The 25,774-nt window shown below is 70.6% G+C and carries 27 protein-coding genes; 15 read left to right on the forward strand and 12 right to left on the reverse strand.

Translation table 11 applies throughout. The features are described from left to right. Positions 1–34 precede the first annotated feature (34 nt). From CHR28_RS04995 to CHR28_RS05015, 5 genes are read right to left on the reverse strand one after another with little or no spacing between them, the layout of a single operon-like run. A complete protein-coding gene (locus CHR28_RS04995; protein ID WP_094052228.1) occupies positions 35–994 on the reverse strand; it encodes a glycine betaine ABC transporter substrate-binding protein in 960 nt (319 codons plus the stop codon). Further along, a complete protein-coding gene (locus CHR28_RS05000; protein ID WP_256984131.1) occupies positions 991–1,833 on the reverse strand; it encodes an ABC transporter permease in 843 nt (280 codons plus the stop codon). Before CHR28_RS05000 ends, CHR28_RS04995 begins: the two co-directional genes overlap by 4 nt. Further along, the gene (locus tag CHR28_RS05005) at positions 1,830–3,086 is read right to left on the reverse strand and encodes a betaine/proline/choline family ABC transporter ATP-binding protein (RefSeq protein WP_094052229.1); all 1,257 of its coding nucleotides are present in this window, start codon (positions 3,084–3,086) and stop codon (positions 1,830–1,832) included. The genes CHR28_RS05000 and CHR28_RS05005 overlap by 4 nt, the downstream gene beginning before the upstream one ends. Then, positions 3,079–3,726: an ABC transporter permease gene (locus CHR28_RS05010; RefSeq protein WP_094052230.1), complete on the reverse strand. Its 648-nt coding sequence runs from the start codon at positions 3,724–3,726 to the stop codon at positions 3,079–3,081. Before CHR28_RS05010 ends, CHR28_RS05005 begins: the two co-directional genes overlap by 8 nt. 19 nt (positions 3,727–3,745) lie before the next feature. After that, positions 3,746–4,216 (reverse strand): Lrp/AsnC family transcriptional regulator, encoded by a 471-nt coding sequence (locus tag CHR28_RS05015; protein ID WP_094052231.1) that lies wholly within the window; start codon positions 4,214–4,216, stop codon positions 3,746–3,748. Between the two features lie 123 nt (positions 4,217–4,339). On the opposite strand from CHR28_RS05015, the gene hppD reads away from it, so the two are divergent. Both hppD and CHR28_RS05025 read left to right on the forward strand, forming a co-directional pair. Next, positions 4,340–5,485, forward strand: a complete 1,146-nt coding sequence (gene hppD, locus CHR28_RS05020) for a 4-hydroxyphenylpyruvate dioxygenase (RefSeq protein WP_094052232.1) — start codon at positions 4,340–4,342, stop codon at positions 5,483–5,485. Positions 5,486–5,593: 108 nt separating this feature from the next. Then, entirely contained in the window at positions 5,594–7,000 is a 1,407-nt protein-coding gene (locus CHR28_RS05025) for an FAD-binding oxidoreductase (protein ID WP_094052233.1), read from the forward strand. A gap of 11 nt (positions 7,001–7,011) precedes the next feature. On the opposite strand, the gene CHR28_RS05030 is transcribed toward CHR28_RS05025, so the two are convergent. Beyond that, on the reverse strand, positions 7,012–7,422 hold the full coding sequence (locus CHR28_RS05030) for an SsgA family sporulation/cell division regulator (RefSeq protein ID WP_094052234.1): 411 nt from the start codon (positions 7,420–7,422) through the stop codon (positions 7,012–7,014). Positions 7,423–7,666: 244 nt separating this feature from the next. Between CHR28_RS05030 and CHR28_RS05035 the strand changes: the two genes are divergently transcribed. After that, positions 7,667–9,619: an RDD family protein gene (locus tag CHR28_RS05035; protein WP_094052235.1), complete on the forward strand. Its 1,953-nt coding sequence runs from the start codon at positions 7,667–7,669 to the stop codon at positions 9,617–9,619. 60 nt (positions 9,620–9,679) lie between these two features. Then, positions 9,680–10,414, forward strand: a complete 735-nt coding sequence (locus tag CHR28_RS05040; RefSeq protein WP_094052236.1) for an RDD family protein — start codon at positions 9,680–9,682, stop codon at positions 10,412–10,414. A 45-nt stretch (positions 10,415–10,459) separates the two neighbouring features. On the opposite strand, the gene CHR28_RS05045 is transcribed toward CHR28_RS05040, so the two are convergent. Beyond that, complete coding sequence (locus CHR28_RS05045) at positions 10,460–10,738, reverse strand: hypothetical protein (RefSeq protein WP_094052237.1); 279 nt, start codon at positions 10,736–10,738, stop codon at positions 10,460–10,462. A gap of 404 nt (positions 10,739–11,142) precedes the next feature. Here CHR28_RS05045 and CHR28_RS05050 point away from each other — a divergent pair, with 404 nt between their 5' ends. Together CHR28_RS05050 and CHR28_RS05055 are read left to right on the forward strand one after the other, a co-directional pair. After that, positions 11,143–13,491, forward strand: coding sequence for an immune inhibitor A domain-containing protein (locus CHR28_RS05050; protein WP_094052238.1), 2,349 nt, complete (start codon positions 11,143–11,145; stop codon positions 13,489–13,491). 122 nt (positions 13,492–13,613) lie between these two features. Further along, entirely contained in the window at positions 13,614–13,958 is a 345-nt protein-coding gene (locus CHR28_RS05055; protein WP_094052239.1) for a hypothetical protein, read from the forward strand. A 27-nt stretch (positions 13,959–13,985) separates the two neighbouring features. Here the strand turns inward: CHR28_RS05055 and CHR28_RS05060 are convergent, their stop codons facing one another. Together CHR28_RS05060 and CHR28_RS05065 are read right to left on the reverse strand one after the other, a co-directional pair. Next, positions 13,986–14,576: an isochorismatase family protein gene (locus CHR28_RS05060; RefSeq protein WP_094052240.1), complete on the reverse strand. Its 591-nt coding sequence runs from the start codon at positions 14,574–14,576 to the stop codon at positions 13,986–13,988. 115 nt (positions 14,577–14,691) lie between these two features. After that, positions 14,692–16,038: a nicotinate phosphoribosyltransferase gene (locus CHR28_RS05065; RefSeq protein WP_094052241.1), complete on the reverse strand. Its 1,347-nt coding sequence runs from the start codon at positions 16,036–16,038 to the stop codon at positions 14,692–14,694. A 107-nt stretch (positions 16,039–16,145) separates the two neighbouring features. On the opposite strand from CHR28_RS05065, the gene clpS reads away from it, so the two are divergent. The 7 genes from clpS (at position 16,146) to CHR28_RS05105 (ending at position 21,018) form a co-directional block, all read left to right on the forward strand. Next, on the forward strand, positions 16,146–16,463 hold the full coding sequence (gene clpS, locus CHR28_RS05070) for an ATP-dependent Clp protease adapter ClpS (protein WP_094052242.1): 318 nt from the start codon (positions 16,146–16,148) through the stop codon (positions 16,461–16,463). Between the two features lie 32 nt (positions 16,464–16,495). After that, positions 16,496–17,104 (forward strand): DUF2017 domain-containing protein, encoded by a 609-nt coding sequence (locus CHR28_RS05075; RefSeq protein WP_094052243.1) that lies wholly within the window; start codon positions 16,496–16,498, stop codon positions 17,102–17,104. Positions 17,105–17,470: 366 nt separating this feature from the next. After that, positions 17,471–18,895, forward strand: a complete 1,425-nt coding sequence (locus CHR28_RS05085) for an amino acid permease (RefSeq protein ID WP_094052244.1) — start codon at positions 17,471–17,473, stop codon at positions 18,893–18,895. 135 nt (positions 18,896–19,030) lie between these two features. Then, entirely contained in the window at positions 19,031–19,453 is a 423-nt protein-coding gene (locus CHR28_RS05090) for a Mov34/MPN/PAD-1 family protein (protein WP_094052245.1), read from the forward strand. A gap of 110 nt (positions 19,454–19,563) precedes the next feature. After that, entirely contained in the window at positions 19,564–19,659 is a 96-nt protein-coding gene (locus tag CHR28_RS38905) for a putative leader peptide (RefSeq protein WP_311688247.1), read from the forward strand. A gap of 123 nt (positions 19,660–19,782) precedes the next feature. Then, on the forward strand, positions 19,783–20,061 hold the full coding sequence (locus CHR28_RS05100) for a MoaD/ThiS family protein (protein ID WP_094052247.1): 279 nt from the start codon (positions 19,783–19,785) through the stop codon (positions 20,059–20,061). Positions 20,062–20,067: 6 nt separating this feature from the next. Then, positions 20,068–21,018, forward strand: coding sequence for a PLP-dependent cysteine synthase family protein (locus tag CHR28_RS05105; protein WP_094052248.1), 951 nt, complete (start codon positions 20,068–20,070; stop codon positions 21,016–21,018). 120 nt (positions 21,019–21,138) lie between these two features. Here the strand turns inward: CHR28_RS05105 and CHR28_RS05110 are convergent, their stop codons facing one another. Further along, a complete protein-coding gene (locus tag CHR28_RS05110; protein ID WP_094052249.1) occupies positions 21,139–21,588 on the reverse strand; it encodes a type II toxin-antitoxin system PemK/MazF family toxin in 450 nt (149 codons plus the stop codon). A 213-nt stretch (positions 21,589–21,801) separates the two neighbouring features. Between CHR28_RS05110 and CHR28_RS05115 the strand changes: the two genes are divergently transcribed. After that, complete coding sequence (locus tag CHR28_RS05115; protein WP_094052250.1) at positions 21,802–22,554, forward strand: MBL fold metallo-hydrolase; 753 nt, start codon at positions 21,802–21,804, stop codon at positions 22,552–22,554. Positions 22,555–22,616: 62 nt separating this feature from the next. Here the strand turns inward: CHR28_RS05115 and CHR28_RS05120 are convergent, their stop codons facing one another. Together CHR28_RS05120 and CHR28_RS05125 are read right to left on the reverse strand one after the other, a co-directional pair. After that, positions 22,617–23,879 carry a PTS transporter subunit EIIC gene (locus CHR28_RS05120; protein WP_094052251.1) on the reverse strand — a complete coding sequence of 421 codons (1,263 nt, stop codon included), beginning with the start codon at positions 23,877–23,879 and terminating at the stop codon, positions 22,617–22,619. 176 nt (positions 23,880–24,055) lie between these two features. After that, positions 24,056–25,363, reverse strand: a complete 1,308-nt coding sequence (locus CHR28_RS05125) for a PTS transporter subunit EIIC (protein ID WP_094052252.1) — start codon at positions 25,361–25,363, stop codon at positions 24,056–24,058. A 176-nt stretch (positions 25,364–25,539) separates the two neighbouring features. On the opposite strand from CHR28_RS05125, the gene CHR28_RS05130 reads away from it, so the two are divergent. Next, entirely contained in the window at positions 25,540–25,773 is a 234-nt protein-coding gene (locus tag CHR28_RS05130) for a glucose PTS transporter subunit EIIB (protein ID WP_094052253.1), read from the forward strand. Position 25,774: the final 1 nt, after the last annotated feature.

A 25,774-nucleotide genomic window follows, 5' to 3' on the forward strand; every position in this document is an offset into this window, starting at 1 on the left:
AGGAACCCTTGCAAGGGTTCCTCTGCAACTCTCCCTAGCCCTCCTTGACGAACCCCTCCGCCACCAGCCAGTCCAGGGCCACCTCATGTGGATCCTCCCCGTCCACGTCCACCTTCGCGTTCAGGTCCCGCGCCACGGTGTTGTTCAGCCGTGCCGTCACCGGATCCAGCACGTCCGCGATCGCCGGCCACTCCTTCAGCGTCTTCGCGTTGACCATCGGCGCGGCGTTGTAGTTGGGGAAGAACTTCCGGTCGTCCTCCATCACGACCAGGTTCATCGACTTGATCCGCCCGTCCGTCGTGAACACCTCGCCGTACGGGCAACTGCCCTTCGCCGTCTGCGTGTAGATGATCCCCGTGTCCATCTGCGTGACGTTGCGCGCCGGCAGGTCCATCCCGTACCGCTCCTGCATGCCCGGCAGCCCGTCCGCCCGGTTCGCGAACTCGACCTCCACGCACAGCCGCACGGCGTCGGGGTCTGACTTCGCCAGCCTCGCCACGTCCGACATGGTCTTCGTGCCGTACTTCTTCGCGTTCTCCTGGTTCATCGCCAGCGCGTAGGTGTTGTCGAGGGACGACGGCCGCAGCCAGGCCAGCCCGTTCGCCGCGTCCTCCTTCTTCACCGCCTCCCACTGCCGCCGCGGATCGGTGATCGGCCGGCTGTGCCCGAGGTAGGTGATCCAGGCCGTGCCCGTGTACTCGTAGCCGGCGTCCGCGTCGCCCTTGCGCACCGCCTCGCGGCTGCCGACGGAACCCTGGATCCCGGTCCGGTCGAGCACCTCCGCCCCGGCCGCCTCCAGGGAGATGCCCATGATCGCGCCCAGGATCAGACCCTCGGTGAACGACTTCGACGTCACCGTCAGGCTCGCGCCCCGCAGCGGCTCGCCCCGCCCGATCGACCCGGGCCGGACGTCGTCGGCCATGGGGGAGCCGCTGGTCAGACCGCACCCGGCGGCCGCCACCAGCAGCAGGGCCGACCCCAGCCGGCCCCTCATGCGCGCAACCCGCGCGGCCGCAGCAGCAGTTCGGCGAGCGAGGCCAGCCAGTCGACCAGCAGCGCCAGGACGACCGTGAGGACCGACCCCAGCACCAGCACCGGCATGCGCTGGTTGGTGATCCCGGTCGTGATCAGCACGCCGAGGCCGCCGCCCCCGCCGAAGACCGCCAGGGTCGCCGTGCCGACGTTGAGGACGAGGGCCGTGCGCACGCCCGCCAGGATCAGCGGGACGGCCAGGGGCAGTTCGACCCGGGTCAGCACGCCCATCGGGGACATGCCGATGCCGCGGCCGGCCTCCAGCAGGGTCGGGTCGTTCGCCTTCAGGCCCGCGATCGTGTTGGAGAGCACCGGCAGGACGGCGTAGAGGACCATGCCGATCAGGGCGGCCCTGCGGCCGATGCCCAGCCAGATCACCAGCAGGGCGAGCAGGCCGATCGCCGGGGTCGCCTGGCCCGTGTTGGCGAAGGCCATCGCCACCGGTGTGGCCCTGCTGAACGCCCCGCGGGTCAGCAGGACCCCCAGCGGGATCGCGATGACCAGCACGAAGAACGTGGAGATCGCGGTCAGCTGGATGTGCTGCCACAGCGCCTTGGACACCTGGCCGCCCGACAGGGCGTTCCGGGTGAGCGCGTCCAGGTCGGCCTGTGCGAACCAGAGCCAGGTGGCGAGGCACACGACGATCAGGCCGACGGGCAGGAACGTCAGCTTCCGCCAGCCGATCCGGGCGGGCGGGCGCTCCGGCCGGGGCGGTCCCGCACCGGACGCGGAGGTCTCGCCGGCGGACCCGGAGTCCGGCCCGGCGGGCCCGGGGGTCTCCTCGGCCGCCGCGGCCCTCACCGCTCTCCTCCGCGGCCCACGCTCGTCACACCCCCGGCACCCTCCTGCTCCGCCTGGGTCTGTGCGCTCCGCAGCGACTCCAGCTCGTGCTGGTGCTCCATCGCGTCGAGCCGGTCGGCCTCCAGCATCTCGTGCACCGAGTTGATGAGCGTCTCCATGTCGACGACGCCCGTGTACTCGCCGCGCCGTCCGGTCACCGCCACGCGCCCCGCGTTGTCGGTGAGCACCGCCTCCAGCGCGTCGCGCAGGGTCGCGTCCCGGGTGACCGTGTCGTGCACCAGTGTCCCGGCCCGGGCCAGTGACCCCCGGGCCCGCATCAGGTCGCCGCGCCGCAGCCACTTGTAGGGGCGGCCCCGCCGGTCGAGCAGCAGGACCTCGCCGGTGCCACCGGCCCGCAGCCGGTTGAAGATCTGCTGCAGCGGGTCGTCGACCGTGACGGTCGGGTAGTCGGTGATCTCCACGTCCCGTACGCGGGTCAGGTTCAGCCGCTTCAGCGCCGCCCCGGCGCCCACGAAGCCGGAGACGAAGTCGTCCGCCGGGTTGGTCAGGATCGCCTCGGGAGTGTCGAACTGGGCGATGTGCGAGCGCTCGCGCAGCACGGCGATGCGGTCGCCGAGCTTGATCGCCTCGTCGAAGTCGTGGGTGACGAAGACGATCGTCTTGCGCAGCTCGTGCTGCAGCCGGATCAGCTCGTCCTGGAGATGGTCCCGGGTGATCGGGTCCACCGCGCCGAACGGCTCGTCCATCAGCAGCACCGGGGGATCGGCCGCCAGCGCCCGGGCCACGCCCACCCGCTGCTGCTGGCCGCCGGAGAGCTGGCGCGGATAGCGGCCGTGGAACTCGCCGGGATCCAGGCCGACCAGGTCGAGCAGCTCCTCGGTCCGCTCCCTGATCCGGGCCCTGGGCCAGCCGATCATCTTCGGGACCAGGCCGATGTTCTGGGCGACCGTCATGTGCGGGAACAGCCCGGCGGACTGGATCGCGTAGCCGACCTTGCGGCGCAGCCCGACCGGGTCGATGTCGGTGACGTCCTCGCCGCCCATGCGGATCCGGCCGCCGGACGGCTCGATCAGCCGGTTGATCATCTTCAGCGTGGTCGACTTCCCGCAGCCCGAGGGGCCGACGAAGACGACGACCTCGCCCGCCTTGATCTCCATGCTGACGTTGTCCACGGCCGGCTGCGCGCTGCCGGGGAACCGCTTGGTCAGGTTCTCCAGCTCGATGGAGGCACCGTGGGTGCCGGTCTCAGGCACGGATCCCCCTGGGAATGGTCAGCCGCCCGATCAGGACGTACGCGGCGTCGAAGAGCAGCGCCAGGACGACGATGCCGAGCGTGCCCGCGAGGACCTGGTTGAGCGCGTTGGCGCTGCCCAGCGAGGCGAGCCCGCGGAAGATGACGTTGCCCAGGCCCGGGCCGGAGGCGTACGCGGCGATGGCGGCGATGCCCATCAGCATCTGCGTGGCGACCCGGATGCCGGTCAGGATCGGCGGCCAGGCCAGCGGCAGCTCGATCCGCAGCAGCCGGGCCGGGCGGGACATGCCGATGCCGGTGGCCGCGTCCACCAGCGACGGGTCGACCTGGCGCAGCCCCACGACGCAGTTGCGGACCACCGGCAGCAGCCCGTACAGCGTCAGCGCGATCACCGTGGGCGCCACGCCGAGGCCGACCACCGGGATGAGCAGACCGATCAGGGCGAGCGCGGGCACGGTCAGGACGGTGGCGGTGGTCGTGGTCGCGAGGTTCCCAGCCCACTCGCTGCGGTAGGTGGCGACGCCGATCAGGACCCCGAGCAGGGTCGCGACGACCATGCACTGGAAGACCGCGCTGGCGTGCTGGTAGGCGTCCGTGAGCAGCTGCTGGTGCCGGTTGACCAGGTACTCCCAGAAGTTCACACGCGCTCACCCCTGTACGTCAGGTCTCCTCCGCGGCCTGCTCCACGAGCGGGATGATCCGCAGCGGAACGGGGTTCTCCATGACGATCGCCGTGGAGGCCCGGACGATGCCATCAAAACCGACGACCCGGTCGATCACACGTTGGAGATCGGCGTTGGAGCGGGCCACGAGCCGGCACAGCATGTCCCCGGTGCCGGTCGTCGTGTGCAGCTCCAGCACCTCGGGCACGGTCGCCAAGTGGGCCCGGACGTCGGCCCCTTGCCCCTGCCGGATCTGCAGCGTGGCGAACGCCGTGACCGGATAGCCGAGCGCCGCCGGATCCACCTCGGGGCCGAATCCGCGGATGACTCCGTTCGACTGAAGGCGGTCCAGCCGGGCCTGCACGGTGCCCCGGGCCACCCCCAGCCGGCGGGACATCTCCAGCACCCCGATCCGCGGCTCCCGCGCGAGCAGCAGGATGATCCGGCCGTCCAGATGATCGATCGCCACAGCAGCCTCCCGAGGTGGTCATCCTGTACAGAAAGGCCGGTCGTTCGGCCGTATTGCTGAACAGATTGCCCAGCAGAAACGCAAACTATTGCGCACCTTGCCGGGCAGGGAGACCCTGCGGCTATGACGCAGACCACACACCACACTCCCGACACCGCCCGGCAGGCCGACCCCTTCCCGGTCAAGGGAATGGACGCGGTCGTCTTCGCCGTGGGCAACGCCAAGCAGGCGGCGCACTACTACTCCACCGCCTTCGGCATGAAGCTGGTCGCCTACTCCGGACCGGAGAACGGCAGCCGCGAGACCGCGAGCTACGTGCTGGAGAACGGCTCCGCCCGGTTCGTCCTCACCTCGGTCGTCAAGCCCACCACCGACTGGGGCCACTTCCTCGCCCGGCACGTGGCCGAGCACGGCGACGGCGTCGTCGACCTGGCCATCGAGGTGCCGGACGCGCGCGCCGCGTACGCCTACGCCCTGGAGCACGGCGCCCGCTCGGTCGCCGAGCCGTACGAGATGAAGGACGAGCACGGCACGGTCGTCCTGGCCGCCATCGCCACCTACGGCGAGACCCGCCACACCCTCGTCGAGCGCTCCGGCTACGACGGCCCCTACCTGCCGGGCTACGTCGCCGCCCAGCCCATCGTCGAGCCGCCCGCCCAGCGCACCTTCCAGGCGATCGACCACTGCGTCGGCAACGTCGAGCTCGGCCGGATGAACGAGTGGGTCGGCTTCTACAACAAGGTGATGGGCTTCACGAACATGAAGGAGTTCGTGGGCGACGACATCGCCACCGAGTACAGCGCCCTGATGTCCAAGGTCGTCGCCGACGGCACGCTCAAGGTCAAGTTCCCGATCAACGAGCCGGCCATCGCCAAGAAGAAGTCCCAGATCGACGAGTACCTGGAGTTCTACGGCGGCGCGGGCGTGCAGCACATCGCGCTCAACACCAACGACATCGTGCAGACGGTCCGCACGATGCGCGCGGCCGGCGTGGAGTTCCTCAACACGCCCGACTCCTACTACGACACCCTCGGCGAGTGGGTGGGCGAGACGCGCGTGCCGATCGACACCCTGCGCGAGCTGAAGATCCTGGCCGACCGCGACGAGGACGGCTACCTGCTGCAGATCTTCACCAAGCCGGTCCAGGACCGTCCGACGGTCTTCTTCGAGATCATCGAACGCCACGGCTCGATGGGCTTCGGCAAGGGCAACTTCAAGGCCCTGTTCGAGGCGATCGAGCGCGAGCAGGCCCGCCGCGGCAACCTCTAGTCCGACGGCGCTTCCCGGGCGTGCGGGTGTCACGGGGCACCCGCACGCCCCGGACAGCCGAAGGCCGCCGCCGACGGGGTTCACACCGATGGCCCCGGGTGCGAACCTGTGATCATGAGCCGTATCGAAGCGCCTCGCGACGACCGGACCGGCAACCTCGTCGACCTGCTGCTCGGCGGCCTGCCCGCCGACGCCGTGCTCACCGACCCCGACATCACGGCCTCCTACGCCCACGACATGGCGAGCTTCTGCCCGGCCGGCACCCCGGCCGTGGTCGTGCTGCCCCGGACCACCGAACAGGTCCAGCACGTGATGCGCACGGCCACCGCCCTGCGCGTCCCGGTCGTCCCGCAGGGCGCCCGCACCGGCCTGTCCGGCGCCGCCAACGCCTCCGACGGCTGCATCGTGCTCTCCCTGACGAAGATGGACCGGATCCTGGAGATCAACCCGGTCGACCGCATCGCCGTCGTCGAGCCCGGCGTGGTCAACGCCGCCCTGTCGCGGGCCGTCGGCGAACACGGCCTGTACTACCCGCCGGACCCCTCCAGCTGGGAGATGTGCACCATCGGCGGCAACATCGGCACGGCCTCCGGCGGCCTGTGCTGCGTGAAGTACGGGGTGACCGCCGAATACGTCCTCGGCCTCGACGTGGTGCTCGCCGACGGGCGGCTCATGTCCACCGGCCGCCGCACCGCCAAGGGCGTCGCCGGCTACGACCTGACCCGGCTGTTCGTCGGCTCCGAGGGCTCGCTCGGCATCGTCGTACGGGCCGTGCTCGGGCTGCGGCCCAAGCCGCCCCGGCAGCTCGTCCTGGCCGCCGAGTTCGCCTCCGCGGCCGCCGCCTGCGACGCCGTGTGCCGCATCATGGAGGGCGGCCACGTCCCGTCACTCCTCGAACTCATGGACCGTACGACGGTCAAGGCCGTCAACGACCTGGCGCAGATGGGCCTGCCCGAGACCACCGAGGCCCTGCTCCTGGCCGCCTTCGACACCACCGCCCCGGCCACCGACCTGGCCGCCGTCGGCGCGCTGTGCGAGGCCGCCGGCGCCACCGAGGTGGTCCCCGCCGACGACGCCGCCGAGTCCGAACTGCTCCTTCAGGCACGCCGGCTGTCCCTCACCGCGCTGGAGGCGGTCAAGGGCGTCACGATGATCGACGACGTGTGCGTGCCGCGCTCCCGGCTCGCCGAGATGCTCGACGGCGTCGACCGGATCGCCGAGAAGTACCAGCTCACCATCGGCGTCGTCGCCCACGCGGGCGACGGCAACACCCACCCGACGGTCTGCTTCGACCCGGCCGACCCCGACGAGTCCCGCCGCGCCCGCGAGTCCTTCGACGAGATCATGGCGCTCGGCCTCGAACTCGGCGGCACCATCACCGGCGAACACGGCGTCGGCGTCCTGAAGAAGGACTGGCTGGCGCGCGAGATCGGCCCCGTCGGGATGGAGATGCAGCGGGCCGTGAAGCAGGCCTTCGACCCGCTGGGCATCCTCAACCCGGGCAAGCTGTTCTGACGCCGCCGCCGTCACTGGGCGAGCAACTGGTCCAGCTCGTCGTCGAGTCCCAGCTGTTCGCCCTCCGTCCCCGGCGGCACCACCCGCAGCGTGCGCTCCAGCCAGGCCGACACCAGCGCCGCCGGGGCCTCCAGCAGGGCGTCCCCGCCGGGCGAACTCAGCGCCATCAGCACCACGCTGCGCCCCTCCGTCTTCGTCGGCCACACCCGCACGTCCCCCTGCCCGCAGGGCCGGAACACGCCCTCCACGAGCAGGTCGCGGGCGAACGTCCAGTACACCGGCTGCGCGCAGTCGACGTGGAAGGTGACGTGGACGGCGTACGGGTCGTCGGTGACGTACCCGAGCCGGGCGGGCACCGGGATCCGGCGCTCCGGCGACAGGACGAGTTTCAGCTCCAGATCCCGCTCCACCACGGTCCGCATGACGGTGTTCCCTTCTTCTGACGGCTGCCCGTGAGGGCCGGTCAGGGACAGAGAGCGGACGGGAGCGGCGGCATTACGCGCGTTGCCGGAAGTTTTTTCGCACAGCCGCACCGCCGGCGGCGCCGCTCGTAGCACATCGGCGCTCGAAAGGGGCGGGTCCGGTGGGAGCGGCCGTGGGGCTTGCCCTCGTCTGATAGATGTGGAGGCCCCCATTTGGCCCCCGAGCAGATACGGGACGACGGACATGAGCGCCCCAACCCCGGCCCCCGGTGACGACAGGCCCCGCGAAGGGTATTACCCGGACCCGTCCATTCCTGGATATGTCCGGTACTGGAACGGCGCCTCCTGGGTGCCGGGCACCAGCCGTCCGGCGCCCAAGGCCGGCGAGTCGCTCGCGCCGCCGCCCGGTGCGGGTGCGGCGCCCGCCGCCTCGGTCGAGGAGACCGGCCCGCACTTCTTCGACGAGGACCCGGTCGACGAGCCCGCTCCCGCCGACGCCCAGCACGGCAGCCGTCCCGAACCGGCCTCCGCCTGGGGCGCGGACCGCTCCCGCCAGTCCGGTTTCGGCGGCGACCAGGACCGCCGCGTGTCGTGGGGCGCGCCGCAGGGGGCCCAGGCGGCGGCCCAGCAGGCGGGGACCGCCCGGGCCGGGGACCGGCAGGGTGCCGACCCGAGGGTGGCGCAGGCCGGCCCCGGGCCGGCCGGCGACTCCCCGCGCGCCGACGGCACGGCCCCGACCGCGCCGGCCGGCCAGGAGGCCGACGGGGCGGCCTCCGGCAGCACGTTCGTCTTCCGCCGCCCGTCGGGCGGGCCCGGGGGAGGGGCCGCCGCCGAGACCCCCGACGAGGGCACCATGACGTTCCGCGCGCTGGCACCACGCACGGCCGCCTCCCGCAACGCCTCCCAGGGCGGCCCCCAGGGCGGCCCCCAGGGAAGCCCGCCGAGCGGGCCCCGGGGAGGCTCCCCGAGTGGGCCCCAGGGCGGCCCTCAGGGAGGTCCCCGAAGCGGCTTCCAGAGCGGACCCCAAGGAAGCCCTCGGAGCGGCCCGCAGGGCGGCGGTAAGCAGGCCGGAACCGGCCCGGGCGCGCAGGGCGGCACGCCGGGCGCGGGCGGCAACGCCGGGGCGCAGGGCCCCGGTTCCTCCGGCGTGGGCGGCAACTCGGCCCAGGCCGCCTTCGGCGGCACGGCCGCGTCGGGCAGTGCCTCCGCGGCGCCCGGCTTCGGCCCCCCGGCCGCCTCCGCCGCTTCGGCCGCCTCCGCCGCTTCGGGGGGCGGCTCCGGCTTCGGGGCGTCCGCCGGTGCGGCCGGTGTCGCGCAGGCTCCGGCCGGGCCCGCCTTCACCGCGCAGGGCGGTGCGGCCGGTTCCGCCGACGGCGGGAACCGGCCCGGCTTCGGGGCCGGCAAGGCCGCCGCCGCCCGGGCCGCCGCCGCGCAGACCGCCGGGCCGGTCGGCGCCCAGGTTTCCGCGGCCGGTCCGACGGCGCTGTCCGGACCCCAGGCGGCACCCACCGTCCCCCCGCAGCCCGGGGGCCCGCAGTCCGGCTCCGCCGCCTCCGCGGCCACGCCCCTCAGCCCCGGCCCCGGCGGCGGCCAGTCCTCCTGGGCGCAGCAGGTGCACCGGCTCGCCGGATCCGGCGGGGGCGAGGAGCAGCCCGTGGCGCCCTGGAAGCCGCCGGTCGAGGACGTGTTCCAGGCGGCCGCCCGGCGTCAGGCCTCGGCCCGCCCCGCGGGGCTCGGCAAGCGGCTGGCGGCCCGTCTCGTGGACACCGTCGTGCTGCTGGGCCTGACCGCCGCTGCCGCCGTCCCGCTCGGCATCAAGGCCGTCGACCACGTCAACGAGAAGATCGACGCGGCCAAGCTCTCCGGCGAGACCGTCACGGTGTGGCTGCTCGACGGCACGACCTCGGTCTACCTCGGCATCATCGTGGCCGTCCTGCTGCTCGCCGGTGTCCTGTGCGAGGTGCTGCCCACCGCCAAGTGGGGACGCACCCTCGGCAAGCGGCTGATGGGCCTGGACGTGCGGGACATCGAGGGGCACGACACCCCGGAGTTCGGTGCGGCGCTGCGCCGCTGGCTGGTCTACAGCGTGCCCGGCCTGCTCGTCGTCGGGGTGGTCGGCGTCGCCTGGTGCCTCTTCGACAAGCCGTGGCGCCAGTGCTGGCACGACAAGGCCGCGCACACCTTCGTGGCGGGCTGAGCTCCCCCGGACGGCCGTCTGCCGGATGCGGAGGCCGGGGGTTCGCGGTCGACTCGGGCCATGAGCAGTGAACCGCCCCCCGGCTCCGGTCAGCAGCCCCCGGAAGACGACCCGTTCCGGAAGCGGCCCCCGGGCGAGCAGCCCGGCGAGGGCGCGGGCTCCCCGTACGGCAACGATCCCCCGCCGTACCCGGGAGGCGGCCCGGGCGGCCCTGCCGGCCCGCCCGGCGGTGGCCCGTACGGCGGTGGCCCGTACGGCGGTGGCCCGTATGGCGGCCCACCCGGCGGCGGCCCCTACGGCGGTGACCCCTACGGAGGAGGATCGGCCCCCTCCGACCCCCTCGCCGGCATGCCCCCGCTCGCCGAGAGCGGCAAGCGCACGCTCGCCCGCATCATCGACATGATCCTGGTGGGTGTCGTCGTCTGGCTGCTCACCTGGGGCGTCGGCGTCAGCGAGTACGACGTCGACAGCGACCGCATCGAGGTCGGCAAGTCCTTCTGGCAGTCGGCGGTGGCCGCCGTCCTCTACATCGCCTACGACACCGTCCTCATCGCGCGGACCGGCCAGACCCTCGGCAAGAAACTGCTGCACATGCGCGTGGCCAACCTCGACAACGGCGCCACGCCCTCCGTGCAGACCGCGCTGGCGCGCGCTGCCGTGCTGTGGCTCCCGTTCGCCTTCTGCTGCGCCTGCGTCTGGACGGCGATCTCCGGAGGCTGGAGCTTCTTCGACCGCCCCTACAAGCAGGGCCTGCACGACAAGGCGGCCAAAACGGTCGTGGTCAGCACCAATTGAGGCAGGGCGGGGCCAACTGCCGTAAAGAAAGCGACAGGGTGGCGGTCAGGAAGCCGCCCGCTCCCGCACCGGTTCCGGGGCCGACGCGGCGACCGGGGCCCGTACCGGCTCCGGGGGCGCGGGCTGTTCCACCGCGGCGGAGCGCCTGCCGGGCAGCGGCACCGTCATGGCGACCAGCAGCCCGAGGGCCAGCGCCGCGACGGCGATGAGCACGATCCCCGCGCCCGAACTCGTCTGCGACAGCAACAGCATGGCGAGGGTCGAGAGGATCACGGTGCACGAACCGTAGGCGAGCTGTGCGGCAGTCGGACGGGGCATGGCCATCATGTCCTCGAAAATGGGGGTCCACGGGGGCGTCGGCCTGGCATTCCGCCGGCTTCCGGGCGTTCCGCCAAGCGACTCTAACCGGCAGGCTGCCCGACGGGAACGAGCGGTAAGCGTGACCTAATCAACAAGGGCGGTGCACAGGGGGCGCACGGATTCATGGCGTCCACGGAGTGGACATATGCACGCGCCTGCCCACCGTTGGGACAACCGTTTGGTTGTCCGTAAAACGAACCCCGACTCCGCATAGTGCACTTGACTTGTCCAAGTCAAGGTCTGTCTTTTCTTCTGAACCTCTAGTCAAATGTCGTCACTTGACTACACGCGTTGATCACGCGCGCGCGGACCGCACCTGACCAGGGACCCCTTCCTTCCGCGCGCCCGGACGCGGGGGAGGAACTCAAGTGACCAGTAGACCCTGGACGTTCAGAGCGGCCGCCATCGGTGTGGCGCTCGCGGCGGCCACAGCCACCGCCTCCACCTACGCGGTGGCCGACGACACGTCCGCCCCCAGGTCCACCACCGTGGACCGCAACGACCCGGCGGACCGTCACCACGACGAGCACGACCTCGAAGGCCCTCTGAGCAAGACCCAGGAGGCCCAGCGCCAGGAGGCCCTGGAGCAGGTCATCTCCGGCGAGACCAAGGTCAAGAACCGCGAGGGCTCGAAGGTCGTCCAGCTCAAGAGCAAGAAGGGCGACAGCAAGTACGTCGAGCTCGGCCGCGAGAAGACCGACAAGATCTTCACGATCCTGGTCGAGTTCGGCGACAAGACCGACCCGCGCTACGGCGGCACCGCCGGTCCGCTGCACAACCGGATACCCAAGCCGGACCGCAAGAAGGACAACTCCACCGCCTGGCGGGCCGACTACGACCGGGACTACTTCCAGGACCTGTACTTCGGCTCCGGCGAGAACGTCGACTCGGTCAAGACGTACTACGAGAAGCAGTCCTCGGGCCGCTACTCGGTCGAGGGCGAGGTCTCCGACTGGGTCAAGGTGCCCTACAACGAGGCCCGTTACGGCAACAACGCCTGCGGCCAGACCAACTGCTCCAGCGTGTGGAACGTCGTCAGCGACGGCCTGGACGCCTGGGTCTCCCAGCAGAAGGCGGCGGGGAGGACCGACGCCCAGATCAAGGCGGACGTCGCGCGGTTCGACGAGTGGGACCGTTACGACTTCGACGGCGACGGCGACTTCAACGAGCCCGACGGCTACATCGACCACTTCCAGATCGTGCACGCCGGCGAGGACGAGTCCGCGGGCGGCGGCGCCCAGGGCACCGACGCGATCTGGGCGCACCGCTGGTACGCCTTCGGCACCGACGCCGGCGCCACCGGCCCCGAGAACAACAAGCTCGGCGGCGCGAAGATCGGCGACACCGGCATCTGGGTCGGCGACTACACCGTCCAGCCGGAGAACGGCGGACTGGGCGTCTACGCCCACGAGTACGGCCACGACCTCGGTCTGCCCGACCACTACGACACCGCGGGCGGCGAGAACTCCACCGGTTTCTGGACGCTGATGTCGTCCGGTTCCTGGCTGGGCACCGGCAAGAACGAGATCGGTGACCTGCCCGGCGACATGACCGCCTGGGACAAGCTGCAGCTGGGCTGGCTGAACTTCGACAAGGCCAAGGCCGGCGTCGACTCCTGGCACAAGCTGGGTGTGGCGGAGTACAACACCAAGCACAAGCAGGCGCTGGTCGTCGACCTCCCCAAGAAGGCGGTCACCACCGAGATCGTCACCCCCGCCGAGGGCAAGACCCAGTGGTGGAGCGGCAGCGGTGACAACCTCAAGAACACGCTGGCGCGTTCGGTCGACCTCACCGGCAAGGCGAAGGCCCAGCTGACCCTCGACGGCTGGTACGACATCGAGGCCGAGTACGACTACCTCTACACCGAGGTCTCCACCGACGGCGGCGCCAACTGGACCGCCCTCGACGGCACGGTGGACGGGCAGCCGATCCCGCGCGACGGCAGCGACAAGCCGGCCCTGACCGGCACGGTCGACGGCTACAAGAAGCTCGCCTTCTCGCTGGACGCCTACGCCGGCAAGAAGATCGACCTGCGCTTCCGCTACCAGACCGACGGCGGCGTGGCCCAGAAGGGCTTCGCGGCCGACGCGATCACGGTGACCGCCGACGGCGCGCCCGTCTTCACGGACAACGCCGAGACCGCGGACGAGGCGTGGAAGGCCACCGGCTTCTCCCGCATCGGCGCGTCCTTCACCAAGGACTACGCGCAGTACTACATCGCCGAGAACCGGCAGTACGTGTCGTACGACAAGACCCTCAAGGTCGGCCCGTACAACTTCGGCTTCACCGAGCGCCCGGACTGGGTCGAGCACTACGCGTACCAGAACGGCCTGCTGATCTGGAAGTGGGACACCTCCCAGGCGGACAACAACACCAGCCAGCACAAGGGCACCGGTCTGGTCCTGCCGGTGGACTCCCACCCGACCGCGCTGAAGTGGGCCGACGGCACGCTGATGCGCAACCGCATCCAGGCCTACGACTCGCCGTTCAGCCTCTACCGCACCGACGGCATGACGCTGCACAAGGCGGACGTGGCGAAGTACATCCCGGGCTCGAAGGGCGTCTCGGTCTTCAACGACCGGACGAACGACTACTACGACGAGTCGAACCCGACGGCGGGTGTCAAGATCACTGACACCAACACGAAGATCAAGATCCTCAAGGAGGCCAAGGACGGCTCGACGATCGAGCTGGAGGTCGGCCCCGCGGGTAGGTAATCCGCATCCTTGCAGGTCAGAACATGATCGGCGGTGACCCACTGGCGGGTCACCGCCGATCCGTGTTTAGGTGCGTCCTGTGGCTCTCTTATTGACACCGACCGACACGGGGGGATGAGCGCATGGCCGCAGGAGGTTTCTGCAAGCTGCCGAACGGCACGGTGGTGGTGGCACTGAACCTGCCCAGCCCCGCCGCCGACGGCCCCGGCGCCGTCCGTGTGCTCGTCCACTCCGTGAACCGGGCGCGGGCCCTGACCAGGCTCCGCAACCTGGGACTGCGGTCGGTGTACCTGCGCGGCAACGCCGCCCCGCCGACCCCCGACGAGATCACCGCGGTCCTCCACCACCCCGACGGCCTCATATGGCGCACGGCCCCCGACAACGGTGTCGTCGGCAGCCCGGACCTGGTCCAGGAGCTGTGGCGGCCGATCAGGTCCCTGCTCAGGCGCCCCACGGCCCAGACCTGACCCGCGGGCCCGGGCCGGCGCCCGGGGCTACTGGACGACCGGCTTGCCGGTGAGCTCCACGCCCGCTTCCCGCAGCTCCTCCAGGGCCCGCTCGGTGGTCTCGGCGGCCACGCCGGCGGTGAGGTCGAGCAGGACGTGGGTGCGGAAGCCCTCCTTCGCGGCGTCCAGGGCCGTGGCACGGACGCAGTGGTCCGTGGCGATGCCGACCACGTCCACCTCGGTGACGTCGCGGGAGCGCAGCCACTCGGCGAGCGTGGTGCCGTTCTCGTCGGTCCCCTCGAAGCCGCTGTACGCCGCCGCGTACGCCCCCTTGTCGAACACCGCGTCGATCGACCCGGAGGCGACGGCCGGCGCGAAGTTCGGGTGGAAGCCGACGCCCTCGGTGCCGGCGACGCAGTGCGCGGGCCAGGAGCGGACGTAGTCGGGGTTGGTGGAGAAGTGGCCGCCGGGCGCGATGTGGTGGTCGCGCGTGGCCACCACGTGCTGGTAGCCGGAGCCGGCCGCCTGCCCGATCAGTTCGGTGACGGCGGCGGCCACGTCGGCACCGCCGGCCACGGCGAGGCTGCCCCCCTCGCAGAAGTCGTTCTGCACGTCTACGACGATCAAGGCGCGGCGCATGGTCGATGTCCTTCGGCTATGGGGTCGGCGAGCCCGGCCGGTGCACTGCCGAGCCTACGAACGGGCGAGCGGGGTCGGGAGGGGGCGCGGGTCGGCGCATCACGGCACACCGCAATTAGCTACCCGAGCCCTCGTGCAGGTACTCCGTCGGAATGACGGGCTCCCCGCGGGAGAGCTGGGTGGCGGACATCGGGAGCCCCGCGCGCGCCTTCATGTGCCGGTCACGCGCCGCGTCCAGCGGTTCGCGCGCCACCACCTCGCCGCCCTTGACCAGCTCCACCAGCAGCTGCCGGTCCGCGAGCGCGGCCGGCACCCGCCCGGTGCCGATCACCTCGGCCTCGGCCACCCCGTAGGAGTCCAGCCGCCGCGCGGCCCACTTGCGCCCGCCCACCGACGTCTTGCCGCCGCTGGACTTCTTCGCCACCGGCACCAGCGGCGCCTTCGGATCGGACGACTCGGCCCGCGCGACCAGCTTGTAGACCATCGAGGACGTGGGGTGGCCGGAGCCGGTCACCAGCTGCGTGCCGACGCCGTAGGCGTCCACGGGGGCCGCCGCCAGCGAGGCGATGGCGTACTCGTCCAGGTCGGAGGTGACCACGATCTTCGTCTCGGTCGCGCCCAGCTCGTCCAGCTGCTGGCGCACCCGGTGCGCGACCAGCAGCAGGTCGCCGGAGTCGATCCGGACGGCCCCGAGCCCGGTCCCGGCGACCTCGACGGCCGTGCGGACCGCCTCGGCGACGTCGTAGGTGTCCACCAGCAGCGTGGTGCCCCGGCCCAGCGTCTCCACCTGGGCCCGGAAGGCGTCCCGCTCGCTGTCGTGCAGGAGCGTGAAGGCGTGCGCGGAGGTGCCCACGGTGGGGATGCCGTAGCGGAAGCCGGCCGCCAGGTCGGAGGTGGTGGAGAAGCCGCCGACGTAGGCGGCCCGGGAGGCCGCCACCGCGGCCAGTTCGTGGGTGCGCCGGGCGCCCATCTCGATCAGCGGCCGGTCGCCCGCGGCCGCCGACATCCGAGAGGCGGCCGCGGCGATCGCCGAGTCGTGGTTGAGGATCGACAGGATCACCGTCTCCAGCAGCACGCACTCGGCGAACGTGCCCTCCACCCGCATGATCGGCGAGCCCGGGAAGTACACCTCGCCCTCGGGGTAGCCCCAGACGTCCCCGCGGAACCGGTAGCCGGCGAGCCACTCCAGGGTCTGCTCGTCGACGATCTCGCGCTCGCGCAGGAAGCCCAGGACGCCCGGGTCGAAGCGGAAGTTCTCCACCGCGTCCAGCACCCGTCCGGTGCCCGCCACGACGCCGTAGCGGCGCCCGTCCGGCAGCCTGCGGGTGAAGACCTCGAACACGCTGCGCCGCTCGGCCGTGCCCGCCGTCAGGGCGGCCCGCAGCATCGTCAGCTCGTACTGGTCCGTGAAGAGCGCCGTCGAGGGAACATCCACCGGCAGCCCAAGGTCCGCTGTGTTCATGAGGAGGAGCGTACCCCCATTTCGTCAATCTGACGATTGCAGTCCCGCGGGACGCGATCGCCTTGTGGCCAGGCCCGTTTGTGCGACTACCCCCGTCGGGTGGCAGCATGGGCCATGTGACGTCACCCGCGCCCCTGGAGATCGAACGCACCGAGTCGGCGGAGGAGGTCTTCGCCGTACCCGAGCCGGACGTCCCCTGGGTCACCATCGTGCACAACGACCCGGTCAACCTCATGAGCTACGTGACGTACGTCTTCCAGACGTACTTCGGCTACTCCAAGGACAAGGCCACCAAGCTCATGCTCGACGTCCACCACAAGGGCCGGGCGGTCGTCTCCAGCGGCACCCGCGAGGAGATGGAACGCGACGTGCAGGCCATGCACGGCTACGGCCTGTGGGCCACCCTCCAGCAGGACCGCAAGTAGCCAGCACCCCGCCCAGCAGCGAAAAGGCGTTCATGCCCGGAACCTTCGAACCGCTTCCCGGCGGCGGCGCGGCCGTCGCCCTCGACGACGTCGAGATCTCCATCATCCGGTCGCTGGCCGTCCAGCTGCTGGAGCTCATCGGCCCCGGCCCCGCCGAGGACGCCTCCGGCGACCCGCTCGCCGAGCTGTTCGCCGAGGGCCCGAGCGAGCCGCCCGCCGACCCGGTGCTCAGGCGCCTGTTCCCGGACGCCTACAGCGACCCCGAGCAGCCGGCCTCGCCGCGGGACTCTGAGGAGCAGCGGGCGTACTCGGCCGAGTTCCGCCGGTACACGGAGAACGACCTGCGGGCCGGCAAGCGGGACAACGCCCTGGCGGTGGTCCGCTCCCTGGACGCGCTCGCCTCGGCCTCGGCCGGCGAGGGCGGGGCGGTGCTGAAGCTGTCGGTGGAGGAGTCCCGGCAGTGGCTGGGCGCGCTGAACGACCTGCGGCTCGCGATCGGCTCCCGGCTGGAGATCACCGAGGACGAGGACACCGACCTCCTCTACCGCCTCCCGGACGACGACCCGCGCAAGCCGATGGTGATGGCCTATCTGTGGCTCGGCGGACTCCAGGAGACGCTGGTCGGAACACTTATGCCCTGATCCGTGCAGGTTTCGTGACCGCCGGATGACCATTCCGTGTTCGCTCAGAGGACACTCAAATCCGGATAACGATCCCGTCACCGCACCCGCCTTCTATGGCCACGTCGGGTGCGCTTTGTCCGGTTCTTTTCGTGCGCTGTGTCACACAGCGCCCCTGTGATCAGTGTTGCGGCCGTGATAAATCTTCACGACCGCCCGGCGAGCACCACCCGAATGTTCGGCCGGGTGCGCCACCGAGCCGGCAACCGCCGGCCAGGCACGAGCGGGTTTTCCGAGATCCGCTCAGCTCCATCATTCCGGGGGGATCGAAACCCGATCCGAGGCCGACGAGAGGCCCGGGTCGGCATGGAGAAAGGCGCACCACACATGACCTCTGCGCAGGTCGACACGGAAAACGTGCCCGAGGAGGGCTACGAGCGGGGACTCGGCAGTCGCCAGGTCCAGATGATCGCGATCGGCGGCGCCATCGGCGTCGGCCTGTTCATGGGTGCCGGAGCGAACATCGCCAAGGCGGGACCCAGCATCATCCTCATGTACGCCCTCGCGGGCGTCGTGATCTTCTTCATCATGCGGGCCCTGGGCGAGCTGCTCCTCTACCGGCCCGTCTCCGGCTCCTTCGCCGAGTACGCCCGTGAGTTCCTCGGCCCGTTCTTCGGGTTCGTCACGGGCTGGACGTACTGGCTCATGTGGGTGGTCACCGGCATGGCCGAGCTCACGGCCGCCGCCATCTACATCCACTTCTGGTTCCCGGAGATCCCGCAGTGGGTCAGCGCCCTGGTGTTCCTGGTGGTGCTCTTCGGCGTCAACCTGATCTCCGTCAAGATCTTCGGCGAGGTCGAGTTCTGGTTCTCGATGATCAAGGTCACGGCCATCATCGGCATGATCGTCATCGGCCTCGGCGTGCTCACCCTCGGCTTCTCCGACGCCGGTGACACCGCCGCCGTCTCCAACCTCTGGGCGCACGACGGCTTCTTCCCGAACGGCATCGGCTCCAGCCTGATGACGCTGCAGGGCGTCATGTTCGCCTACCTCGCCGTCGAGCTCGTCGGCGTCACCGCGGGCGAGTCCGAGAACCCCGAGAAGACCCTGCCCAAGGCCATCAACACCCTGCCCTGGCGCATCATCGTCTTCTACGTCGGCGCCCTGCTGGTGATCCTCTCCGTCGTCAAGTGGACCGAGTTCTCCGCCGGCGAGAGCCCCTTCGTGCACGCCTTCGGCAAGATCGGCATCCCGCTCGCCGCGGGCATCGTCAACTTCGTCGTGCTCACCGCGGCCCTGTCGTCCTGCAACTCGGGCATGTACTCCACCGGCCGCATGCTGCGCGACCTGGCCTCCAACAGCGAGGCGCCGCAGGCGTTCGGCAAGCTCAACGCCCGCAAGACGCCCGCCGTCGGCATCACGGTCTCCGTGGCCCTCATGGGCATCGGCGTGGTGCTGAACTACGTCGTCCCGGAGAAGGCGTTCCTCTACGTCACCTCCGTCGCCACCGCGGCCGGCATCTGGACCTGGATGATGATCCTCGTCAGCCACATCCGCTACCGCGCCGCGGTCGACGCGGGCCGGCTGCGCGCCTCGTCCTTCCCCGCCCCCGGCGGAGCGCTGTTCAGCTGGGTCGCGCTCCTCTTCCTCGTCGGCGTGACCTGCATGATCGCGTACGACAAGGACGCGCGGATCTGCCTGTACGTCGCGGCCGGCTGGGCCGTCGCCCTCGGCGTCGGCTGGGCGGTCCTCAAGAGCCGCAACCCGCAGATCGCCGAGCGCCGCGCCCCGGAGCTCGACAAGGTCGGCTGACCAGCCCGGACAGGACGCCCCGCCGCAGGGAGTACTCGTGGCACCCCATGCGGCTGCCGCTCAGGGCGTCCGGCATGTGGGCCGTTCCGTACCAGCCATCGGTACGGAACGGCCCTTCTGCTTATCCTGACGAACATGCTGACCATCACCCAGGCCCTCGTCGACCAGATCGTCGCCCACGCGCGCAAGGACCACCCCGACGAGGCGTGCGGCGTCGTCGCCGGACCGGCCGGCTCGGACCGCCCCGAGCGCTTCATCCCGATGCTGAACGCGGCCATGTCGCCCACGTTCTACGAGTTCGACTCCGGCGACCTGCTCAAGCTCTACCGCGAGATGGACGACCGCGACGAGGAGCCGGTGGTCATCTACCACTCGCACACGGCCACCGAGGCCTACCCCTCGCGCACCGACATCTCCTACGCCAACGAGCCCGGCGCGCACTACGTCCTGGTCTCCACCGCCGACACCGACGGGGCCGGCGAGTTCCAGTTCCGCTCCTTCCGTATCGTCGAGGGCGAGGTCACGGAGGAGGAGGTCCGGATCGTCGAGGCGTACTGAGCCGGTCCTGAGCTCGTACGCAGCACCGAAATCTCGACATGCGGATGAATAACGTCCGAAGTGTGGGATCACACTCCGGGAGCCGGTCCGGGAATCGATACGATGAGCCCATGGTTTTCCACGACGTGAGCGAAAAGACGCCGGGCGATCTGCTCGTGGCGCGGCTGCACGTCGACCTGTGCAGGCTCGCCAGCGCCATCTGTTGACGCAGCACCCTGCCGCCGTACGGCCGTGAGCCGCGGCGAAACGCTCCACCTGCGTACGACCACGCAACCCCGCGCCGCCGCGCGCCACCACCCGACGACACCTTCCGACAGGAGCCCTGAGCCATGGCCATCGAGGTCCGCATCCCGACCATCCTCCGCACCTACACCGACGGCCAGAAGGCGGTGGAGGGCTCCGGGGACACCCTCGCCGAGCTGTTCAACGACCTCGAGACCCGGCATGCGGGCATCCAGGCCCGCATCGTGGACGGCGACCAGCTGCGCCGCTTCGTCAACGTGTACCTGAACGACGAGGACGTGCGCTTCCTCGACGGCATCAACACCAAGCTGTCGGACGGCGACAACGTCACGATCCTGCCGGCCGTGGCCGGCGGCATGGTCTGATCACCCATGCGCTACGACTCACCCCTGGCCGCGGTCGGCAACACCCCCCTGGTGCGCCTGCCGCGGCTGTCGCCGTCCGCCGACGTGCGCATCTGGGCGAAGCTGGAGGACCGCAACCCGACCGGCTCGGTCAAGGACCGCCCCGCCCTGCACATGATCGAGCAGGCGGAAAAGGACGGCCGGCTCACCCCCGGCTGCACGATCCTGGAGCCGACCTCGGGCAACACCGGCATCTCCCTGGCCATGGCGGCGAAGCTCAAGGGCTACCGCATCGTGTGCGTGATGCCCGAGAACACCTCGCAGGAACGCCGTGACCTGCTGGCCATGTGGGGCGCCGAGATCATCTCCTCCCCGGCCGCGGGCGGCTCCAACACCGCCGTGCGCGTCGCCAAGGAGCTCTCGGCCGAGCACCCCGACTGGGTGATGCTCTACCAGTACGGCAACCCGGACAACGCGGGCGCCCACTACGCGACCACGGGCCCCGAGATCCTCGCCGACCTGCCGTCCGTCACGCACTTCGTGGCCGGCCTCGGCACCACCGGCACGCTCATGGGCGTCGGCCGCTACCTGCGCGAGCACAAGCCCGGGGTGCAGATCGTCGCGGCCGAACCGCGCTACGACGACCTGGTCTACGGCCTGCGCAACCTCGACGAGGGGTTCGTGCCGGAGCTGTACGACGCGTCCGTGCTGACCACGCGCTTCTCGGTCGGCTCGGCGGACGCGGTGACCCGCACCCGCGAGCTGCTCCAGCAGGAGGGCATCTTCGCCGGCGTCTCCACGGGCGCCGCCCTGCACGCCGCGATCGGGGTGGGCCGGAAGGCTGTCAAGGCGGGTGAGCCGGCCGACATCGTCTTCGTCGTCGCCGACGGCGGCTGGAAGTACCTCTCGACCGGCGTCTACACGGCCGCCACGACGGAGGAGGCCATCGACACGCTGCAGGGGCAGCTCTGGGCGTAGCCGACGGCACGGACACACCGAGGGGCTGGGGTCGCGACTCCGGCCCCTTCGCTGTCCGCGCGCACGGCCCGGCCCACCCGGCGCCGACCCACCCGGTGTCCCGCTCACCCGGCGTCCGGTTCACCCCGCCAGGTGGCGCACCTGGTCCCACAGGGCCGGATCCACCACTCCGATCCGGCGCCGGAAGCCCCACACCGGGACCTCCCGCAGCTCGTCGGTCTCCAGGAAACTCGCGCGGCCCCGGGCGTCGCCGACCGAGCCGGGCGGCAGGGGGATCACGCCGGTGCGCTCGTGCCGGAACCGCGTGGTGATCTTCGCGACCGTCGCCCGCTCCCCGCGCACCGCCAGCACCAGACACGGCCGGTCCTTCGTGACCGCCGCGTCCTCGTAGGGCACGTCCGCCCACCAGATCTCCGCCGGCTGCGGCCGGCCCGCCACCGCCGAGCCCGCCACCGCCGTCCGGGCCCGCCGCGCCGGCGTGCGCCGCCCGCGCCCCCACCCGTCGACGAGCGTGGCGACGAGCGCGAGCAGTACCACCGCGGCGAGCGCAAGCCACCAGGACGTGTCCATACTGAGACGGTACCGGCGTACTCCCTCCCACGCGCCCGTCCGCGTGCGGATCCCGCCCGGCCCTGCCAGCCGAACCGGTGACACCACAGGTGAGTTCGCCCACAACGGGCCTTGGCGGAGGAGCTAGTGGAGGTTTTGCGCCTTACGCTCGTCGAACCGCACGACCCCCGACGCCCCTACCAGACTTATCCCGCCAGCGGAGGTTTCTGCTTCATGAAGCTCACCGTCGTCGGCTGCTCGGGGTCGTTCCCGTCCGCGGAATCGGCCTGCTCGAGCTACCTCGTCGAGGCCGACGGCTTCCGGCTGCTCCTCGACATGGGCAACGGCGCCCTGGGCGAGCTGCAGCGCCACTGCGGTCTCTACGACCTCGACGCGATCTTCCTCAGCCACCTGCACGCCGACCACTGCATCGACATGTGCGCGTACTTCGTCGCGCGCTACTACCGCCACGACGGCGGCCGCTGCGATCCGCTCCCCGTCTTCGGGCCCGAAGGCACGGAACACCGGCTGACCACCGCCTACGCGGACACCCCGACCGCCTCGTCCATGAGCGAGGTCTTCGACTTCCACACGGTCAAGCCGTCCACCTTCGACATCGGCCCCTTCACGGTGCACACCGAGCGGGTGGCCCACCCGGTGGAGGCGTACGGCATCCGCGTCGAACACGAGGGCAAGGTCCTGACGTACTCCGGCGACACCGGTGTGAGCCCCGCCCTGGACGAACTCGCCCGGGACGCCGACCTGTTCCTGTGCGAGGCGGCGTTCACGCACGGCAAGGAGAGCATCCCCGACCTGCACCTCAACGGCCGCGAGGCGGGCGAGACGGCTGCCCGGGCCGGCGCCCGGCGCCTGCTCCTCACCCACATCCCGCCGTGGACGGACCCGCAGGCCAACCTCGTCGACGCCCGCGAGGTCTACGACGGCCCCGTGGACCTCGCCGTACCCCGGCAGACGTACGAGATCTGAACGATCCACACGCGCGAAGGCCCCGGAACCGAGCGGTTCCGGGGCCTTCGCCTTGCGCGGACCTACTTGGCCTCCGCCTTCTGCAGCTCGGCGAGTTCCTCGTCGGACTCCCGGCCGGGCGTCGGCAGGTTGAACCTGGTGATCGCGAAGCGGAACACCGCGTAGTAGACCGCCGCGAAGCACAGACCCACCAGGGCCAGGCCCCACGGGTTGGTCGCGATGCCCAGGTTGAGGAAGAAGTCCACCGCGCCGGCCGAGAAGCCGAAGCCGTCCTTCATCCCGAGGGCCCAGGTCAGCGCCATCGAGACACCGGTGAGCACCGCGTGGATCGCGTACAGCACCGGGGCGATGAACATGAAGGTGAACTCGATCGGCTCGGTGACACCGGTGACGAACGAGGTCAGCGCGAGGGAGAACATCATGCCGCCGACGACCTTGCGGCGCTCGGGGCGGGCGCAGTGCACGATCGCCAGGCAGGCGGCCGGCAGGGCGAACATCATGATCGGGAAGAAGCCGGTCATGAACTGCCCGGCGGTCGGGTCACCGGCCAGGAAGCGGGCGATGTCGCCGCTCTTGCCCTCGTAGGTGCCGGCCTGGAACCAGGGGAAGGAGTTGAGCAGGTGGTGCATGCCGATCGGGATCAGCGCACGGTTGGCCACACCGAAGATGCCCGCGCCGACCGCGCCGGAGCCGACCAGCCACTCGCCGAAGTTGTGCAGCGCGGTGCCGAGGACCGGCCAGATGTAACCGAAGACGATGCCGATGACCAGACCCGCGAAGGCGGACAGGATCGGAACCAGGCGGCGGCCGCCGAAGAAGCCCGCCCAGTCGGGCAGCTTGGTGCGGTAGAAGCGCTGGTAGAGCAGGGCGACGACGAGGCCCATCACCACACCGCCGAGCACCTTGGCGTCGACCGCCTGCTCGACCATGACGATCTTGCCGTCGACGATGGCTTCCTTCTTGGGCAGGCTGCCGTCGGTGAACGTGGCGAGCACGTTCTTGAAGACCAGGTAACCGACCACGGCCGCCAGGGCGGTGGAGCCGTCCGACTTCTTGGCGAAGCCGATCGCGATGCCCACGGCGAACAGCAGCGCCATGTTGTCGAGGATGGCGTTGCCGCCGGCCGCCATAAAGCCCGCGATCTTGGTGATGAAGGCGGGGAACGACTCGCGCCCCAGCATGTCGGTGTTGCCGAGCCGGACCAGCAGGGCGGCGGCGGGCAGCACGGCGACGGGCAGCATGAGGCTGCGGCCGATGCGCTGCATGACGGCCATCACGGCCGACCCTCTGCTCGGGCTCGCGGGCGCGGCGGTGTCTGTGGACATGAACTTCCTCCATGGGGCACGGCGCCGCCCAGGAGAAAATCGACGGGGGACGGCGGCGTCTCAAAGAAAGGGGAACGCGGTAACCACCGCGCGACCTCCACCGGTGAGTGGTGTAGACCAGTTGTAGCACGGTAGGCCGAACGAGTGGAACCCGCCAATTCCACCACCCCGGACGATCACGCCTTGGCGCTGTCCTCCACGTCCTCCTCGGGCTCCCGCCCCGGAGTCCGCAGATCCCACTTCGTGATCGCGAACCGGAAGATCACGTAGTAGAGGAGCGCGAAGCCCAGCCCGATCGGGACGATCAGCCACGGCCGCGTCGCCAGATTCCAGTTGATGACGTAGTCGATCAGCCCCGCCGAGAAGCTGAACCCGTCGTGCACCCCCAGCCCCCACGTCACCGCCATCGACACCCCCGTCAGCACCGCGTGCACCGCATACAGCACCGGCGCCACGAACAGGAACGAGTACTCGATCGGCTCCGTGATGCCCGTGACGAACGACGTCAGCGCCACCGACAGCATCAGACCGCCGACCTCCTTGCGCCGCCCCGGCCGCGCGCAGTGCGTGATCGCCAGGGCCGCCGCCGGCAGCGCGAACATCATGATCGGGAAGAACCCCGAGGTGAACTGCCCCGCGTCCGGGTCGCCCGCCAGGAACATGTTGATGTCACCGTGCACCACCGTCCCGTCCGGCTTCGTGAACGAACCGAACTGGAACCAGATGGGCACGTTCAGGAACTGGTGCAGCCCCACCACCAGCAACGCCCGGTTCGCCACCCCGAACACACCCGCGCCCCACGCGTCCAGCCCGTCCATCCAGTCGCTGAAACTCTCCAGCGCGTCACCGATCGGCGGCCACACCCACAGACACAACGCCGCGAACGCGATCGCCACGAACGCCATCAGGATCGGCACCAGCCGCCGCCCGTTGAAGAACCCCAGCCAGTCCACCAGCCGCGTCCGGTGGAACCGCGCCCAGAAGAACGCCGCCAGCAGCCCCATCACGATGCCGCCGAACACCCCCGGATTCTGGAACGCGAACGACGTCACCTCCCGGTCCCCGTCCGTCACCTGGCACCCGACGTTGGGTACCGCCACCGACCCCTCCGGGCAGTCCTCCGGGAACTGCCGCAGCACCGTCCAGTACACGAGGAAACCGGCCACCGCCGCCAGCGCCGTCGACCCGTCCGCCTTCTTCGCCATCCCGATCGCGACACCCACACAGAACAGCAGCGGCAGCCCCAGCGAACTGTCCAGCAGCGCACCCCCCGCCCCCACCATCACCTTCGAGACGTTCGTCCAGCCCAGCCCGTCGTCCCCGAACACATCCGGCTGCCCCAGCCGGTTGAGGATCCCCGCCGCCGGCAGCACCGCGATCGGCAGCTGCAGACTGCGGCCCATCTTCTGCAACCCCTGGAACAGCCGGTTCCAGCGGGCACGCGCGGGACGGGCACCGGCCTCGGCGGGACTGTCGGCACTCATTCCGGCCCCCTCTGCCGCGAGACTTTTGTCGTGAGACGGGCTCGTGGTGTAGACCAGTCGTTCGAACGGTCGCACCGACGTGACGCCATCCTTCGGCACACACGCCGAGACCGCTCGCGAAGATGGGCCAACTGTGGGTTACTGCGACAAAGCGGTTCGGATCAGGGAGAACGAACATGGCCACCAAGGCTGAGAAGATCGTTGCCGGGCTCGGCGGCATCGACAACATCGAAGAAGTCGAAGGCTGCATCACCCGCCTCCGCACCGAGGTCGTGGACCCCGGCAAGGTCGACGAAACCGCCCTCAAGGCCGCCGGCGCCCACGGCGTCGTCAAGATGGGCAGCGCCATCCAGGTCGTCATCGGCACCGACGCCGACCCCATCGCCGCGGAGATCGAAGACATGATGTGAA

It is taken from the genome of Streptomyces sp. XY006 (assembly GCF_002237655.1).
In the GTDB taxonomy this organism is placed as follows: domain Bacteria; phylum Actinomycetota; class Actinomycetes; order Streptomycetales; family Streptomycetaceae; genus Streptomyces; species Streptomyces levis.